The organism is Rhizorhabdus sp. P4_G5 (assembly GCF_056401065.1).
Genome location: NZ_JBFUKB010000002.1, coordinates 33774 through 49203, shown reverse-complemented (window position 1 = coordinate 49203; position 15430 = coordinate 33774). Strand labels below are relative to the sequence as shown.

The window sequence follows — 15430 nt, the reverse complement described above, 5'->3', positions numbered from 1 at the left end:
AATCCGGCGTTAAAAGCCATTAGCGGTTTTTACCTAAGTAAAAATTGTATGTGCAGGCGGGCACTTATCCCGCTGCGGCCGTTCGCTATAGGCTTTGTCGAGGTAATAGCCGGCGAGGTGGTAATGCGCGCGCGCTGCAGCCGGATGGGCCGCCGATATCGCAAGTCTCAGTTCGACCTCGGCGCGGCTCGCATAATATTCATAGTCAAGCATCTGCGAATCTTCCCTGAACCTCTCCAGGTTGTCAGATTGCTTGCCCGACAGCCCGTCGCCGTCAGGAAACCCGCGATCGTTCACGCATCAAGTTGGACCCATCGGCAACGGGGGGGATGCCGATGGGTCCGGCACCGAAGAGCGGGGGCGCTTGCATCGGCTAGGGTAGAACAGCCGGTTCCATATCTGGTTCCACATGATCGTCCGTCGTTGCGACAGGCAGGGCAGCACGCGTTGCATCCTCGTTGGTCGCACCGACACGTTCGTCCGTTAAGTCCTGCGGCACGGTCGTGCGCGCGGGGGACATAACCGCCGGCGCGGACGTTGAGCGCCTCGCAGGCCGCGCGTTAGCGACGATGATGGGAGTGCGACCCGATGACGATCGAGGCTTTCGCCTATTGCGATGACGAGACCGAATTGCTCGGGGAGCTTTACAGGCCTGCCGGTGCGGCCAATGGCCGTGCGGTCCTCGTCGTCCACGAGGCCGACGGAATCGGCGGCAATGTGCGGCGGCGCTGCGCCATGCTGTCCGGCTTGGGCTATATGGCCGCGGCCGCCGATCTGCATGGCGGCGGGCGGGTGCTCGATGACGCTGAAATCGCGCCGGCCATGGCGCGCTTCCGCGCCGATCCGGCACTGCTGCTGCGCCGGATCCGGGCGGGCGTCGATGCGCTGGCAGATGTCAGCGATCTGCCTCCCGATTGCATCGCGGCGATCGGCTATTGCTTCGGCGGGCTTGCGGTGCTCGAACTCGCCCGCTCGGGCGCGCCGCTGCGCGCCGTCGCGAGTTTCCATGGACTGCTGACCACCGACTCGCCGGCAGCAGCAGGCGGCATCACAGCGCGGATCCTGGCCTGCACAGGAGCGCTCGATCCTCTGGTGCCGCCCGAGGATGTCGCCGCCTTCCAGACCGAGATGACGGCAGCGGCGGCCGACTGGCAGCTCATCATATATGGTCGTGCCCTGCACAGCTTCACCAATGAAGCCGTCGATTCCATGGGTGATCCGCGGATGGCCTATGATCCGCTGGCCGAGCGGCAATCATGGGCTGCGCTACTGGGGTTCCTCGACGATAGCTTTACGGCGGCCCGATGAGCGGAGCTTGGGAAGTCGCGGGTGGAGGGATTTGCGAATTGTTTCGCCTGTGTTTCGATTTTCTATCCTTTTTCTGAATAGGCATCACGAGAATCTTCGGGGCGGGGTGCTTGGCTTGAAGAGGCGTTATAGATGAGGCCGCGCAATGTGCTATTCCGGGACCGCGGATCTATTCATTTTCACTACCCTATTTTCAATCATCGCGCTGGTGATTATGCGGGATCGAGCGGACCGGGGGCGTTCGCGACTCCGGGGGAACTCTTATGACCGAAACCAGCTTCGATCTCGTGGACCATTTCGACTCGGATGCGCCCGCCATAATCGCCGACCATATGGGCGATGGCATGTTCGTGCTGACCGAGGCGCTCGAGAATGGGCAATCCGAGCGCGTGTGTCTGACAGTCGCTCAGATCTCCGAGCTGCATACTCGGGCGAGCGCTCTGTACGCGGCGCCGGACGGCGCTGGTACACGCAAAGCCTGAGGGAAGGGTTCGAGGCCTATTGGCAGTAGGTCTTGCCGACAATTCCCTCCACTCTGCCGATACAGACCGACGCATAATAATGCGACCGCCGGGCGTTGCGCGGCAGGTACAGGATTGCGCCCGCCAAGGGACGCATCAGCCAGTTCATCTTCGAAAGCAGTCCAAAGCGGTGCTTGCGGAGCACATGGCCCATGCCCCGCCCATATTGCCGGCCCTTGTTGCACATCGCCCGATCCGGTTCGGTGACGTTCAACTCGGCGTGATGGCCGACGATCGAGGGATCGAACACGCATCGAAAGCCAGCTGCCAGCACGCGCAGCATGATGTCCTGCCCCTCGCCGGACTGCCAGGCCGAGGACGCGCCGACGCCGATATCCTCGTCATAGCCGCCGACCTGTTCCAGGACAGCGCGGCGGAAGGTGACCACCCATTCGATCTGCGTGGTCCAGATATTGGCCCGCGTGATCTCCTGGCGCGTGGTCGCATATCGCCCGTTGATGCTGCGCCCGTCTTCATCGGCCGCCCGCCCTGCCAGCACATCGATGTGGGGAGACGCCATCGAAGCGGCGATCCGCGACAGGAAGTCGGCCGGATACCAGCAATCGTCGTCGGGGAAGAGCACGAGATCGCCGGTCGCGGCGCGCCACCCGCGATTCCGTCCGCGGCTCAGGCCCCGCTCACCCGGTGTCCGGATGTGGCGAAGGTTGAGGCTGGAACGGCTGTCGGCCAGCGCGGCCTCCAGACGGTCGTCATCATTCTGATCGATGATGATAACCTCGAAATCCTGGAAGCTTTGCGCCTGCAGGCTTGCGAGCAGGGCGAGGATTGTCTCGCCCCGGCCCAATGTCGAGACGACGAGTGAGAATGCGGGCCGTTTATCGGCGTCAGTCATGCATCTGCTCCATCAGGGCGGCGGCTTCCTCGTCGCTCACCAGCGTGCAGTTCCGGAAGATATTCTCGATCGAGGATCGGTAGATCGCCTCGATCTTGAAATAGGAGCCGGTGACGATCGACACACGCTTGCCGAGCAGCGCCGCGCCGATCGCCGCGTGGAGCCGATCGGTCACGACATGCTCATATTGGTCCAGATGGCGCAGGAACTCTTCGATCGGGCTTCCTGTGGTGCCGAGTGCGCTGATGTCGACATTGTCGGGGTGCCGGACCGCCGACGAGATGCGCGCCTCGTTGTCGGTGCGGAAGACGAGGCCGAGGCGCTTCGTTGGCGGCTTGCGATCCGCGAGCAGCCGGTCCGGATCGACCAGCGCCAGGTAGAAGGCCATGTCATGGCAGAACGGCGCCGCCGGCAGATTGCGGTGGCTCTGATACAGGTCGCGCACGAAGAGTGGCAGGGAAGGGTCGGGAAGGGTGCGCTCGATCGTGCTTGGCAGCACGAACATGTCCCTGGTTATGGCGAATTGCCGACGGACATTCTTCAGGGCGACATCGCAGACATCCGCCCAGCCGCCGCCGCCGCTGTAGATGAACAGCGCCCTGCGGTCGCGCGATCGAAGATGGTCCGCGGCGCCGCGGAGCATGCCGCGGATTTTCGCCCCGCGTGAGGCCATATCGAGCAGCGTGTAGCGGATGCCGACATCTTCCAGGAACACCTCGGTTCCACGGTGGATCAGCGCGTCGCCGAAATTCCCGTCATTGCGCATGAAATAGACGTCGCGTCCCGCAGAAGCCTTCAGGAGGGCGTCGGCGAGACTGGCGAAGGGTGCCCGGAGCCGCTCGACCGCATCGGGGTGGATGAAGGCATTCGACATATGAGAAGCGAAGTCTTTCGGTAGATCGACCGTCACCGAGCGCTCCTGATCTTGCACTGCAGCAGGCCTACCGGGTAGCGAACGATGAGGTCAAACGCTATTCGTCTTTGGCCGCTGCGCGGGCGATCGGAAGGACGAGCGGGATGACAAGCCTCGGAATTAACGGGCGTTTCAGGCGCGGTCCGCAAACCGGCGTGCAACGCGTCGCCTCGGAATTGATCGAGCGGCTGGGCGTTCGCACCGTCGAACATGTCCCGACGCGGCATGCGACGGGCATGCGCGGCCATCTGTGGGAGCAGACGATGCTGCCACTGCTCAGTCATGGCAAGCCGCTCTGGAGTCCATGCAATACCGGTCCTCTTGCTGTTCGCGAACAGGTCGTGACGTTTCACGACGCCGTGGTGTTCGACCATCCTGAATGGTTTTCTCGCGCTTTCGTTCAAACCTATCGACTCCTTTGGCCGCGATTGGCACGCCGGGTGAGGCGCGTGGTGACCGTTTCCCAATATTCACGCCGCCGCCTTGCCGAGGCGCTCGACATCGCGCCGGGCGCAATCGATGTCGTCCCGAATGGGGTTTCGTCCCGCTTCGGCGTTTCCACCGCCGAGCAGATATCACGTGTCGCGACACGATATGGCGTCCAGCCGCAGCGATATTTCGTCACGCTCTCCACGATCGAGCCTCGAAAGAACCTGCCGCTGGTGTTGCGAGCCTGGCAAAGCGCCCGAGCGCGCCTTCCCGAGGACGTGCAACTGCTGTTGCTCGGATCGGGCGGCGCGACGCATATTTTTTCCGGCAGCGGCGAAGAAGAGATCTCGGGCAAGAGCGTGCTTCGCGCGGGTTTTGTGCCCGACGGCGATCTTCCGGCGCTGCTGGGAGGTGCTTGTGCATTGCTGTACCCTAGCCGTTATGAAGGTTTCGGATTGCCGATCCTGGAAGCGATGGCGTGCGGCACGCCCTCGGTGACCACCGCGCTGACCAGCTTGCCCGAAGTGGGCGGTTCGGCCGCGATCTATGTCGACGCCGACGACCCGGCAGACCTTGCCCGACAGATGATCAGCCTGTGGTCCGAGCCGTCGTTGCGGCAGGAGCTGAGCGAGGCGAGCCTGGAGCGGGCACGGCTGTTTTCCTGGAATGCCGCGGCGCAGGAGATGGACGACATATTGCGCCGCTATCTCGATCTTTGACGCTGCGGGGAGCCGCCTGGCGGCGCCCACCGTCAGATCGGATGCTGGCCTGACCGGGCAGCGGCCACTCTGCGCGCGCCACAGCGCAGATCCCAATCATGGCCCTTGAGATCGCGACGGCATATCGCCAGCGCCTCGGCGTCGGTCTTGGCGTCGATATACTGCCCCCCATGGGCGATATTCCTGATCTGCAACCTGTAAGATGCCATTGCCTCATTATCCTTCGGACACAGTCCAGCGTACAATCGGTCTCGCGATCGACGTTGATACGCAGCTAGGTCGGAGGGCCGGCCGAGACGCTTGACGACTCATTGCAACGGCTCTTTGCAGCGAAGGTTCCGCAGTCCGCGCCAGGCTAATTCGCGACGGCGGACGGGTCGCCGAAGCTGCGCGACACACGCGTGGAGATCAGTCCTCTTCCAGCCGCTTAGCGGGCCGCGACCGCCTTGGGATGCGCCACTGGGCGATGGCGGCGGCGCTGATCGACGATGCGCTCCACCGGGATGCCGTCGGCGGCCAGCATCGCCTGCACCGAGAGCGGTCCGGCAAGGTGTCCTGCGCCGACCGCGACAAAGACGGTACCGGGCGTGGCGAGCCGCGCCTTAAGCCACTGGGTCCAGTTGGCGTTGCGCTGTCGCAACAACACCTCGCGCAAATGCGGCGTGAGATCCTTGTCGTCGGCAAAGGCCTTGGCGATCGCCGGCTCGTCGCCCTTGGCCCAGGCGCGGAGCATGCGCGCATAGTCGGTGCGGGCGTCGTTCTGCCCGTCGACGATGCTCGCCAGCAGCTCGCGCTGGTCGGCTTCGGAGAGATTGGCGAACAGGGCGAGCTGGGCGGATGCCGTCTCCAACCCCTCGATCTTCCTAGGCACGCCGCCGGCAGCGGCAGGCACTTCGAAGGCGGGAGCAATGTTGTTTTCGACCCCGGCATCGCGCTGGATGCCGAGATGCCGCATCATCGCGCCCATCATCATGAACGCGGCCTGCCATGTCGGCATGCGATCGAGCGCCGCCTGGCTCAACCCCGATCCGGCGACCGCGCGGACGAAGGCGGGACGGCTCTTGGCGGGCACCCGCTCGAGGATCGGCGGCAGGCTGGGGTCCGGCGGCGGGAACAGCCGGGCGATGGCCTGCGGGTCCTTGTCTATCACAGTCTCGATGACGAGCGTGTCGGCCTTTGCGAGCGCATCGCCGATCCTTGCGTCCTGCCACTTATAGCCGGGCGGCAGCGCATGGATGGTGCCGAACAGATAGATGGTCGTGTCGGCATCGCCGAACTTCCAAAGCGCCGGCGCCGCAGCAGCGGGGATGGCCAGCAACAGGGCGAGGAGCGACGCGAGCGCGCGGCGGAAAAAGATCATCTTCATGGTGTAGGCATTGCGCGAGCGGATTGCGAGGCCGGGGGCACTGAGCAACCCCCGGCCCGGCACCATCAGATGAAGGTGGCGTAGCTCACTGTCGACAGGCTGGTGTTGTTGAGTTCGAACGACAGATCATAGCCGGCATGGGCGGAATTGGTCTCGGCGAAGATGAACACGTCCGATCCCACCTGCGCTGCGGCCAGCTTGACCGTGCCGGCTGCGAACAGGGCGTTCGCATCGGCGCGGGCATCGGCAAGGTCGGTCGCCGTGGATTCGCGATAATTGGCAGAGGTGGCGATGAGGCCGACATTCAGCCGGTCGTCGGAGTGCCAGTCGACGATCCGGTCGAAATCGTTGCTGGAGAGCCCGGCCGAATGTCCCGCGGCGAAGCTGAAGGTGTCGATGCCGCCGTTGCCGGTCATCACATCGGCGTCGCTGCCGCCGACGATCAGGTCGCTGCCCGCGCCGCCCACGATCGTGTCGTTGCCGCTGCCGCCGATCAGCTTGCTGCCGGCCGCGCCGCCGTAAATCTTGTCGTTGCCCGTGCTGCCATAGAGGATATTGTGGCCGTCACCGCCGTCCATCACGTCGTTGCCGGCACCGCCATAGATCTTGTCGTCGCCGCCGCCGCCGTAGAGGATGTCGTTGCCGTCGCCGCCGACGATCACATTGGCCATGCTGTTGCCGTAGACCTGGTCCTGCCCTGCGCCTCCGATATAGTCGGGATAGGTCGTGGACAGGGTCGTCGACAAGAAGGTGCCGTAGGCCGCGGACGCTCCGCTGGCGTCGAGCGATGCCAGCAGCGTTGTCGAGGCTGTGTCGACCGAATAGCTGGAGGCTAATATGCTGCTGGCGGTAGTGGCCGTGCTGGTGGCGGCGGTCGTGGTTGTAGTCGTCGTCATCCCGGTGTCGGGGATATCGGTCACTTCGACGATCACCGGATGGTCTACGACGTTGACCTTGACAGAGGTGACGTCCGCATAGGTGGCGATCGCGCTCGCCGACTTCAGCGGATCGAACACCGCGATGCTGACGTGATTGCCGCCGAAATCGAAGGTAAGGGTCTTGGCGGCCGCGGTCAGTGAATGATGATTGACCTGGTCCCAGATGTCCGGCTCCGACCAGGCCACCAGGTCGGTCTTGCCGTTCGACTTCTGCATCGCCAGCACCGCGCCATCCGCCGGCAGGTTCGCCACCGTGTACGACAATGCATGGGTCGTGAAGGTAGAGGCGTTGGCGCCGTTGTCGGCCAGGATCGTCGTGAGATTGTGGATTGCCGTCGCTGCCTGCTTCGGATTGCCTGCGATGTCGAACAGGCCGACATTCTTGTCGATGCTCAACTTCGTAGGATCGGGATAGGCATCCAGCAGCTGGTAGAGGTAGGTCTTGGAGACGCCCAGCTTGGTGGCATCCATCAGCAGGTTCAGGGTCATCTTCGCCTGGGTCGGCTGGTCGACGCCGCCCCAGTTCGAACTGGCCGGCGCCGTATAATATCCGGCTTCGGTCAGGACAATCGGCTTGCCCGGCATGGCCGAAGTCTGGTCCCGGACAGCGTTGAGGAGCGTATTGAGCGGCTGGAAACCCTGTTTCGGATAGGCGTGCATGTTCGCGAAATCGACGTTCTGCACGAGGTTGGCACCGGTCAGGCCATAGGTGTCGATGCTGCTGAGCGTGGCGCTGCCGGCCAGTGCCTTGGTCCATGCCGCCATATAGCTCAGCGCGCCGGACGTGCCGGTCAGGCCCCCATAGCTGACCGGCCAATTGTTGATCTCGTTGAGGCCCTCCAGCGCGATGACCGACCCTGGATGAGCCTGTGCGAATGTTGTCACCGCAGAAACGAACGAGCTGGGCGAAAGATTTCCGGCTGTGGAGAAATCGAACTTTATGCCAGCACTCGCCATGGCGTTATCGGCTTTTGATTGATACCAAACGGTAGGAGCATGGTCTCTAACAGTATCTATGCCTAAATATTTCAGATCCGAAATGACTGTATTGTAATCTGCGTACTTACCGTCATTATATGCCATGTGGACATTAACGCCGATGCTTCCAACGAAGTCGGCCGTGCGCGTCGGATTACTCATCTAATTGTTCCCCCGTGGTTCACCTCCTGTCGTTAGGAAAAGTTTTATTAACCTCAGATTACAGGGAACCTTTTCGGCGGCCAAGCGTTCGCGCGCGCCGATGGAGCGACTGATCTGTGTTAGGAAAAGGCCCCGAATCACACGTGCGATTTTCAGCACGGCCCGTACGGTCCGTCGCGATCGGCGATGATGGGTAACGCGCTTACAAGGACATGCTCGAACGAGCGTCTTGAGATTGCCATAGCTGCGCACAGGATCGCCGGTCAATGTCGCTTCAGCGTAGCACTACTTTGGCAGATTATTTGGTGGTGCAGCACGAACGATGGCGGCTGAGCGAGATAGTCGAGGATGGCTTTCCGGACAGCGGGCAGGCTAGTGGTATACGGCGGTCCGCTCAGCGCATCCGATCAAGCGTCGGCCAGGATCAGGTCCGCCGCCTTTTCACCGATCATGATCGCGGCGGCGTTGGTGTTCCCTGAAACGATGCGCGGCATGATCGAGGCGTCCGCCACCCGCAGGCAGGCGATGCCGCGCACGCGCAAACGCGGATCGACGACGGCATGCTGGCCAATACCCATCGCGCAAGTGCCCACGCCGTGGAAGATGCCGTAGCCGAAGGTGCGGGCATGTTCGAGCAGTGACGCCTCATCATTGTCGTCCGGTTGGCTGCCGGCGGCTCCTTCTATGATGGATGCAAGCGCGGGCTGGCGGGACATTTCATAGCAGATGCGAAGGCCCGCGGTGATCTTCCGGCGGTCCTCGGCTGCATCGAGGAAGTTGAGCAGGATGCGCGGCTGTCGATCTGCGTCGGCGCTGGTGACATGGATCGAACCGCGGCTTTCCGGACGCAGTTGGCAAGCGGCCATGGTGACTCCGGGAAAGCGATCGATTTCGCCCGTGGCGGGATCAGCCGAGGCGGCGACCGTATTGATCTGGATGTCCGGCAGGTCGAGCGATAGCTCGCTGCGGACAAATCCCATGACAGACGCAGGCGGCGCAGATAACGCGCCCTTCCTGGCAACAAGATATTTCGCAACCTCGCCCATGAGTCCGATGCCGCGTGCTGCCGTGTTGATCGACGGCGTGCCCGACCGCAGGCGGAACCGCAACATGGTGCACCAATGGTCCTGCAGATTCTTGCCCACGCCGCCCAGGGGGTGACGCACCTCAATGCCTGCCGCACCTAGGATCGTAGGATCGCCGATGCCAGACAGTTCAAGCAGATGCGGCGAATTGACCACTCCTCCGCAAAGAATGACTTCGCCCCGGCAGGCGATTTCGCGCGTCTTGCCGCCCTTGCGAACGCGCACCCCCTTCGCCCGGCCCTCCTCAATGAGGATGCCGGTCACCAAAGTATCGGTCTCCACCTTGAGGTTCTTGCGGCGGATGATCGGGTGAAGATAGGCGACCGCGCTCGACCGGCGACGCCCACGCCGCTGCGTGGCCTGGATATAGGAGAATCCCTCCTGGTCACCCCGATTATAGTCATCGATCAGCTTGTGTCCCGCCTGCGAGGCGGCAGTGAGAATGGCATCCGAAACGAAGTCGCGGGGAATGTCGGAAACCGTGAGAGGGCCACCGGCGCCATGGGCGTCATCGGCGCCCCGGCATTGATCCTCGCTGCGCTTGAACAGAGGCAGGACATCGCTCCAGCCCCATCCGCTGCAGCCAAGCTGCGACCAAAGGTCGTAGTCTGCCGCCTGTCCGCGCACATAGATCATGCCATTGATGGAAGAGCAGCCACCGAGCACGCGCCCGCGCGGGAACGGCGCAGTTCGGCCCGCATTGATCCCGCCCAACTCCGAGCTGTATTTCCAGCTAAGCGGCGGGGCCTCCACCGTATAGCGGTATCCGGCGGGAATGTGGATCAGGCTGTTCAGGACGAATTGCCGGGGATTGTCGAACGGACGATCATCGCCCCCCGCCTCGATCAGCAGGACGCGGTTGCCCGCTCGCGCACTGAGACGGTTGGCCACGACACAGCCTGCCGATCCCGCGCCGACTATGATATAGTCGAACTCCATGTCGTTTTCCCGTGCGTCCTGTAAAGCCATCAGGCGGCGATCGCGCCCACCTTCTTCTCCAGGCGGAAACCTTCGTAGCCACCCGCCGCCACCGCCGCGCACTTGTTACGATAGACATCGAGACCGGCGAGATAGAAGGAATAGACCCGCGGTTTGCCGGGGATATTGGCACCCATGGCCCAGGAATCGGCCTTGGTCATCAGCGTGTAATTTGCCACCTCCCCGACGTGGGTCACCCAGTCACTCTGCGCCTCTTGGGTGGCCTCGATCGAGGTGTAACCATTCCGGCGCATGTGTTCGATGCAATCGCTGACCCATTCGACGTTCTGCTCGATCGCCAAGGGAGCGTTGACCATGATCGATGGGCTCTGCGCGCCGTCGATCATGAACAGGTTGGGGAAACCAGCAATCCCGACGCCGAGGTAGGTTTGCGGCCCCGAGGACCACACATCGCGCAACGAGAGGTCATCCTTGCCTGTGATCTGCAGCTTTAGCACGGCGCCGGTCACGGCGTCGAACCCGGTCGCCAGCACGATGTCGTCGAAGGCATGGAGTTCGCCGCCGGCGGCGATACCTTCGGCGCAGAACCGTTCAAGCGGAGTCTTCCTGAGGTCCACCAGCTTCACGTGCGGCAGATTGAAGGTTTCATAGTAATTGATGTCAAGGCACGGCCGCTTGGCGCCGATCGGATATGTCTGCGAGGTCAGGACAGCGGCAGTCTCCGGATCGTTCACCTTGGCCCGGATCTTGCGTTTGACGAAGTCGGCCGCAAGATCGTTCGCCTCCTGGCTAAGCAAGATGTCACGGAAAGACTGCAGGAAGGCGAAGCCACCCAGGGTCCAGCAGCGCTCGAACTCGGCCTCGCGCTCTTCCTCACTGACTTCAAGCGCGCTGCGCGAGCTCAGCATCCAGCTCAATCCACCCGGAGAGGCGCGGCGCACCTCGCGGTCCTTGGCGAATCGGTCGTGCTTCTGCTGGATCTCCTCTGCCGAGAGAGAGCGGTTTTCGGCCGGCAGGCTGAAAGCCGGGGTTCGCTGGAAAACCGTCAGGCTGGCTGCCTGCTGGGCTATGACCGGGATGCTTTGCACACCCGATGAGCCTGTGCCGATGATTCCCACCCGACGACCGGCAAAGTCGACCGGCTCTTCTGGCCATCGGGCGGTGTGGAACAGCCGGCCCTGGAATTCTTCCATGCCTGCAAAGGAGGGCGTATTGACCGAAGTCAGCGGCCCCACCGCAAGAATGAAGTAGCTGGCGCGGAAAGTGTCGTCGCGATCGGTCTGGACCAACCAGGTTTGCGTGCCCTCTTCGAAAGTAGCCGCCTTGGCTGTCGTCTCGAACAGGATGTCGCGGCGCAGATCCAGTGTGTCGGCGACATAGGACAGATACTTCTGGATCACTGGTCCTCTGGAATAGCGGTCCGGCCATTCCCACCCGCGTTCGATCTCGTCAGAAAACTGATACTGGTAATCGACCGATTCCACGTCGCAGCCCAAACCCGGATAGCGGTTCCAGTACCATGCGCCGCCCACGTCCTTGCCGGTCTCGATCAGCTTGGCCGAAAGGCCCTTCTCCCGCAGGCTGTGCAGCATGTACAGTCCGGCAAAGCCGGCACCGACCACGATGGCGTCTACTTCATTCGTCATTGGACACATCCTTTGGAAGCCGGTGAGATAAGGCCGTGCTGCCGCATGTCGGTGAGATGCTTGTGCAGGTACGCCTCCGTCAGAGCCGGCGGCGCTTCGCTGCCGCCGGTCCGCAGTGCGTGGGCGAAGGCACCTCCCGCACGGACCGGGTTCCGGGCCATGGGCATGGCGAAGGCAGAGAGGATCGGCAGGACGCTGGACTGACGAGCCTGAGTTGGCAGGCGCTCCAAGCGTGCTTCAAGCTGCGCCAGCCATTCCGAATGGCTGTTTGCCCGATCGAGGGCATAGCCGGCAGATTCGATCCAGTCGGCGATGTGGTCGAGCGAGGCCGATCCGGTCTCCACCGTCGGGGCAACGTCGAAGCTGCGATAGCCCTGCTCGCCGGTAAGTGCGAGATCGACCATTGCGTGGGCGACATGGTCTACCGGCAGACCTTCGAACCCCGAGGGGTTGGCCGCATCGCGATAGAATGAAGGAGGGCGTACTCCCGCCAGCACGAGACTGCCGAGAAGGCGGATGAACAGGTCCGGGACGTTGATCTGCCCGGCGAATTTGCGATGCGCCATCAGCATCCCGCACCGGAACACATTGACCGGCAGCCCGAACTGCTCGTGCGCATGGCGCAGCAGGACCTCGCCGGCCCATTTGCTGGCGGCGTAGCCGGAAGCATAGTCATCGCCGGGCGCAATCCGGGGCAGAGCGGTGCGTATATCGGCCGTTTCCAGTTCAATCCCGCTGGCGCCGGGCAATTCCGAAACCGCCCGGGAGGAGACGAAGTCGATCGGTTTCATCCGTCCGGTGAGCGCCAGCTGGATAAGGGTAAGAGTTCCCTTCACATTCGGTTCGAACAGGTCCTTGTAGGACATCCGGTGATTGACCAGCGCGCCAACGTGGACGATCCTGTCAACCCGCTGGGCAAGATCGTTGAACACGGCAGCATCGATGCCGAGGCCCGGCTCACCGAGATCGGCCGCGACGACCTCAAGATGATCGGCCGCAAGCTCGCGGAATCGGTTCGTGAGTTCGGCGTCATCCGTGCCATACGTATCTTCGAGCCGGCGTTGCGCATCCGCCTTGTCTGCACCTCGGACCAGGGCGATCACCTTGCCGCCAACGTGGGCGAGCCGCTCCAACCATTCGAGCGTGACGAAACGGCCCAGAAATCCATTGGCGCCGGTCACCAACACTACGCGCGCTAAAGCGGGATCTCCCGCAGGGCTGGTGCTCCTGCTCATGTCCTCCGGCAGCAGGCGCGCAGGATCGAGGTCCGCGCTGTCAAGTTGCTGCGCATCTTTTCCATGGACATCGGCGAAGGTCAGGCCGTGCTGCTCCTGACCGCCGCGAAGCATTTCGACCCAGCGTCGCGGGCCGCCACTCGGGCTGAGGATGGCGCCAGCGGAAATGGCGGTTCCGAAGACATCTTCCAGCAGCATGGAAAGGGTGATGGCGTCGAAGGAATCGCCGCCAAGGTCAAGAAAACTGGGGTCACCCGACAGGTCGATGTCGTCGCGCCCCAAGGTCGCACGCAAAGCCAGCGCGATGCGATCCTCGATCGTCAGGCCCGAGTCCGGATTGCGCAGCATCAGCACCTCTTCGCGCTGGCGTGCCGCGATGCCATCGTAGAGCGATTCCAGGCGCTCCTGGTACTTGCGGTTGAATGCGGCCCTGAGCGGTTTGCGAATGGTCGACAGGAGACCGCTTTCGATGGTGAAGGGTTCATCTTCGATGATGAAGTCGCGCGGGATTTCGAACTTGCGCAGACCGGCCTTGCGCGCCGCCTCGGCCAGGCCGGCGTGAAGCAGGCTGCGCAGTTCCATCTCGTCAGGGGCATGCCCTAGCCGCTCGGCCGCGAGCTCGCGATCCGGCACGATCACTGCGACCAAATTGGGCCGGAACGAGGTGCCATAGAGGTAGATCTGCCTGATCCAGGGAACCGACCCGGCGTATTCGATCTCCAACTGGCTCAGCGCGACATATTCGCCCTGTGAAAGTTTGAGCACGTTGTTCCGCCGGTCGATCCAGACCAGTTCCTCGCCGTCGCGAAGCTCGAACACATCGCCGGTCAGGATCCAGCCGTTCTCATCGCGGATCCCGGCCGTGGCCTTGGCGTCCTTGTAATAGCCGGGAATGGCGCTGCGCGTCTTGACCGCCAGTTCGCCGCGCGGCCAAGGGCGGTCGGCGTTTGAATAGCCGAGCTCCGGCACGTCGCGCAGCTCGAAATCGGTGACGAAGCGGCGGTCGAGCCGGCCGTCGAAGGTCACGCCCGAGGTTTCGGTCGAACCATAGCCTACGCATAGCGGAACGCTGAACGTATCCATGAAGAATTGGCGAAGCTCTCGCGATATCGGGGCGCCGCCGACCACGGCAAAGACCAGGCGGTCGCCAAGGAACGTCTTTGCCATGGCCTGGCGAACTTCGGCCTCCGCTTCGGCCCGATCCTGGCCCCTGCTGACGCGGTGCAGGACCTCGCCAAGGAAATACTGATAGATCTGCTCGATCACGCGCGGGAATAGGTTGAGGTGGGTAGGCCGGCTGATCCGTAGGTCGTCGAACAGTGAAGACATGTCGCTCTTGAGGGTAAAGAGCGCGGTCCCGCCCTGAGCGAGGGTACGGAACACCTGCGAGTAACCGAGGGAGTGGTTCATTCCCGCGAAAACAAGCGCGATATTGGCCTGCGCCTTTTCCACCTGGAGGATCGGCAGGCGCACGATCGCCTCGCTGTAAATCGCGCCCTTGGGCCTGCCCGTACTGCCCGAGGTATAGAGGATCGCCAGCATGGCATCCGCACCTGCAGGATCCGCCGGAAGCGGTTCGAATGTCCTCTCCCGCCCAAAGGCGATCAGTTCGTCGATGGTGGCGAGCGAGATTGCGTGGCTGGCAGCGGCCAGAGCCTTGCGTGCGCGCTCAAGAATAGCTGAATCCTCGTCGATGTGGGGATCAGCCGACAGCACCACGAAACTGCGCAGCGAGGGCGTGGCCAGGGCGAAGGGGACCATCCGCTCCACATCGCGGATGTCGACCAGCATCGCCGCCGGCGCCACCTCGTCCAAAATCGTCCGGGTGTCGTCCGCCGCTTGTGACGCCAGAAGGGGAACGTGCACCGCCTGGGCGAAGATCGCCGCGAGTATGCCGGTGGTTATATCAACTCCCGGTTGCCCGAACAGCGCAATGAATTCGCCCGGCCGGACAAGGTGCTTATCGTGCCATCGCCAGGCCGTGGCAAGCCCCGTCACCCTTTGCCCAAGTTCAGCATAACTGATCGTGGAGAACGCATCGAGGTACTCACGCACCCGCGTGGCCTCTTTGGTCTCCGCCACGCGCCAGGCCCGCTCGCCCAGCGCGGGATGAGAGGCGTAAGCATCGAAAAGGAGCGAATAGGCTTGCCGAAGCGAAAGCCCTGGCTGGAGGAGGGCAGCTGTGACGCGATCGTCAGGCTGGATGGCAAGGAGCTGCTCATCAACCGGCGCTCTCTCACCCTGAGGAGCTTCCCGGTCCGCCAGTTCGCTCGTTTCTGCGCTCATCCTCTCTTCTCCCATACGGCTTGCTGAAGCCGGCACATTTGTGAAGCACTCA

At 62.9% G+C, this 15430-nt stretch carries 12 protein-coding genes; 3 read left to right on the top strand and 9 right to left on the bottom strand.

What is annotated here, in order from left to right:
• Positions 1–33: 33 nt before the first annotated feature.
• Positions 34–297: a hypothetical protein gene (locus AC1DQK_RS02560; protein WP_477867090.1), complete on the bottom strand. Its 264-nt coding sequence runs from the start codon at positions 295–297 to the stop codon at positions 34–36.
• A gap of 291 nt (positions 298–588) precedes the next feature.
• Here AC1DQK_RS02560 and AC1DQK_RS02555 point away from each other — a divergent pair, with 291 nt between their 5' ends.
• Positions 589–1308 carry a dienelactone hydrolase family protein gene (locus AC1DQK_RS02555; RefSeq protein ID WP_477867088.1) on the top strand — a complete coding sequence of 240 codons (720 nt, stop codon included), beginning with the start codon at positions 589–591 and terminating at the stop codon, positions 1306–1308.
• 263 nt (positions 1309–1571) lie between these two features.
• A complete protein-coding gene (locus AC1DQK_RS02550; RefSeq protein ID WP_477867086.1) occupies positions 1572–1790 on the top strand; it encodes a hypothetical protein in 219 nt (72 codons plus the stop codon).
• 16 nt (positions 1791–1806) lie between these two features.
• On the opposite strand, the gene AC1DQK_RS02545 is transcribed toward AC1DQK_RS02550, so the two are convergent.
• Both AC1DQK_RS02545 and AC1DQK_RS02540 read right to left on the bottom strand, forming a co-directional pair.
• Positions 1807–2682: a glycosyltransferase family 2 protein gene (locus AC1DQK_RS02545; RefSeq protein ID WP_477867084.1), complete on the bottom strand. Its 876-nt coding sequence runs from the start codon at positions 2680–2682 to the stop codon at positions 1807–1809.
• Entirely contained in the window at positions 2675–3592 is a 918-nt protein-coding gene (locus tag AC1DQK_RS02540) for a polysaccharide pyruvyl transferase family protein (protein ID WP_477867082.1), read from the bottom strand. Before AC1DQK_RS02540 ends, AC1DQK_RS02545 begins: the two co-directional genes overlap by 8 nt.
• A 107-nt stretch (positions 3593–3699) precedes the next feature.
• Here AC1DQK_RS02540 and AC1DQK_RS02535 point away from each other — a divergent pair, with 107 nt between their 5' ends.
• The gene (locus AC1DQK_RS02535; protein ID WP_477867080.1) at positions 3700–4743 is read left to right on the top strand and encodes a glycosyltransferase family 4 protein; all 1044 of its coding nucleotides are present in this window, start codon (positions 3700–3702) and stop codon (positions 4741–4743) included.
• A gap of 32 nt (positions 4744–4775) precedes the next feature.
• On the opposite strand, the gene AC1DQK_RS02530 is transcribed toward AC1DQK_RS02535, so the two are convergent.
• The 6 genes from AC1DQK_RS02530 to AC1DQK_RS02505 all read right to left on the bottom strand — a co-directional run bounded on the left by AC1DQK_RS02530 (position 4776) and on the right by AC1DQK_RS02505 (position 15378).
• The gene (locus AC1DQK_RS02530; RefSeq protein WP_477867078.1) at positions 4776–4952 is read right to left on the bottom strand and encodes a hypothetical protein; all 177 of its coding nucleotides are present in this window, start codon (positions 4950–4952) and stop codon (positions 4776–4778) included.
• A 218-nt stretch (positions 4953–5170) separates the two neighbouring features.
• Entirely contained in the window at positions 5171–6109 is a 939-nt protein-coding gene (locus tag AC1DQK_RS02525) for a TraB/GumN family protein (protein WP_477867076.1), read from the bottom strand.
• Between the two features lie 65 nt (positions 6110–6174).
• Positions 6175–7932, bottom strand: a complete 1758-nt coding sequence (locus AC1DQK_RS02520) for a calcium-binding protein (protein ID WP_477867074.1) — start codon at positions 7930–7932, stop codon at positions 6175–6177.
• 662 nt (positions 7933–8594) lie between these two features.
• Complete coding sequence (locus tag AC1DQK_RS02515; RefSeq protein WP_477867072.1) at positions 8595–10211, bottom strand: GMC family oxidoreductase; 1617 nt, start codon at positions 10209–10211, stop codon at positions 8595–8597.
• 29 nt (positions 10212–10240) lie between these two features.
• A complete protein-coding gene (locus tag AC1DQK_RS02510) occupies positions 10241–11857 on the bottom strand; it encodes a flavin-containing monooxygenase (RefSeq protein ID WP_477867070.1) in 1617 nt (538 codons plus the stop codon).
• The gene (locus AC1DQK_RS02505; RefSeq protein WP_477867068.1) at positions 11854–15378 is read right to left on the bottom strand and encodes a thioester reductase domain-containing protein; all 3525 of its coding nucleotides are present in this window, start codon (positions 15376–15378) and stop codon (positions 11854–11856) included. The genes AC1DQK_RS02510 and AC1DQK_RS02505 overlap by 4 nt, the downstream gene beginning before the upstream one ends.
• Between the last annotated feature and the right edge of the window lie 52 nt (positions 15379–15430).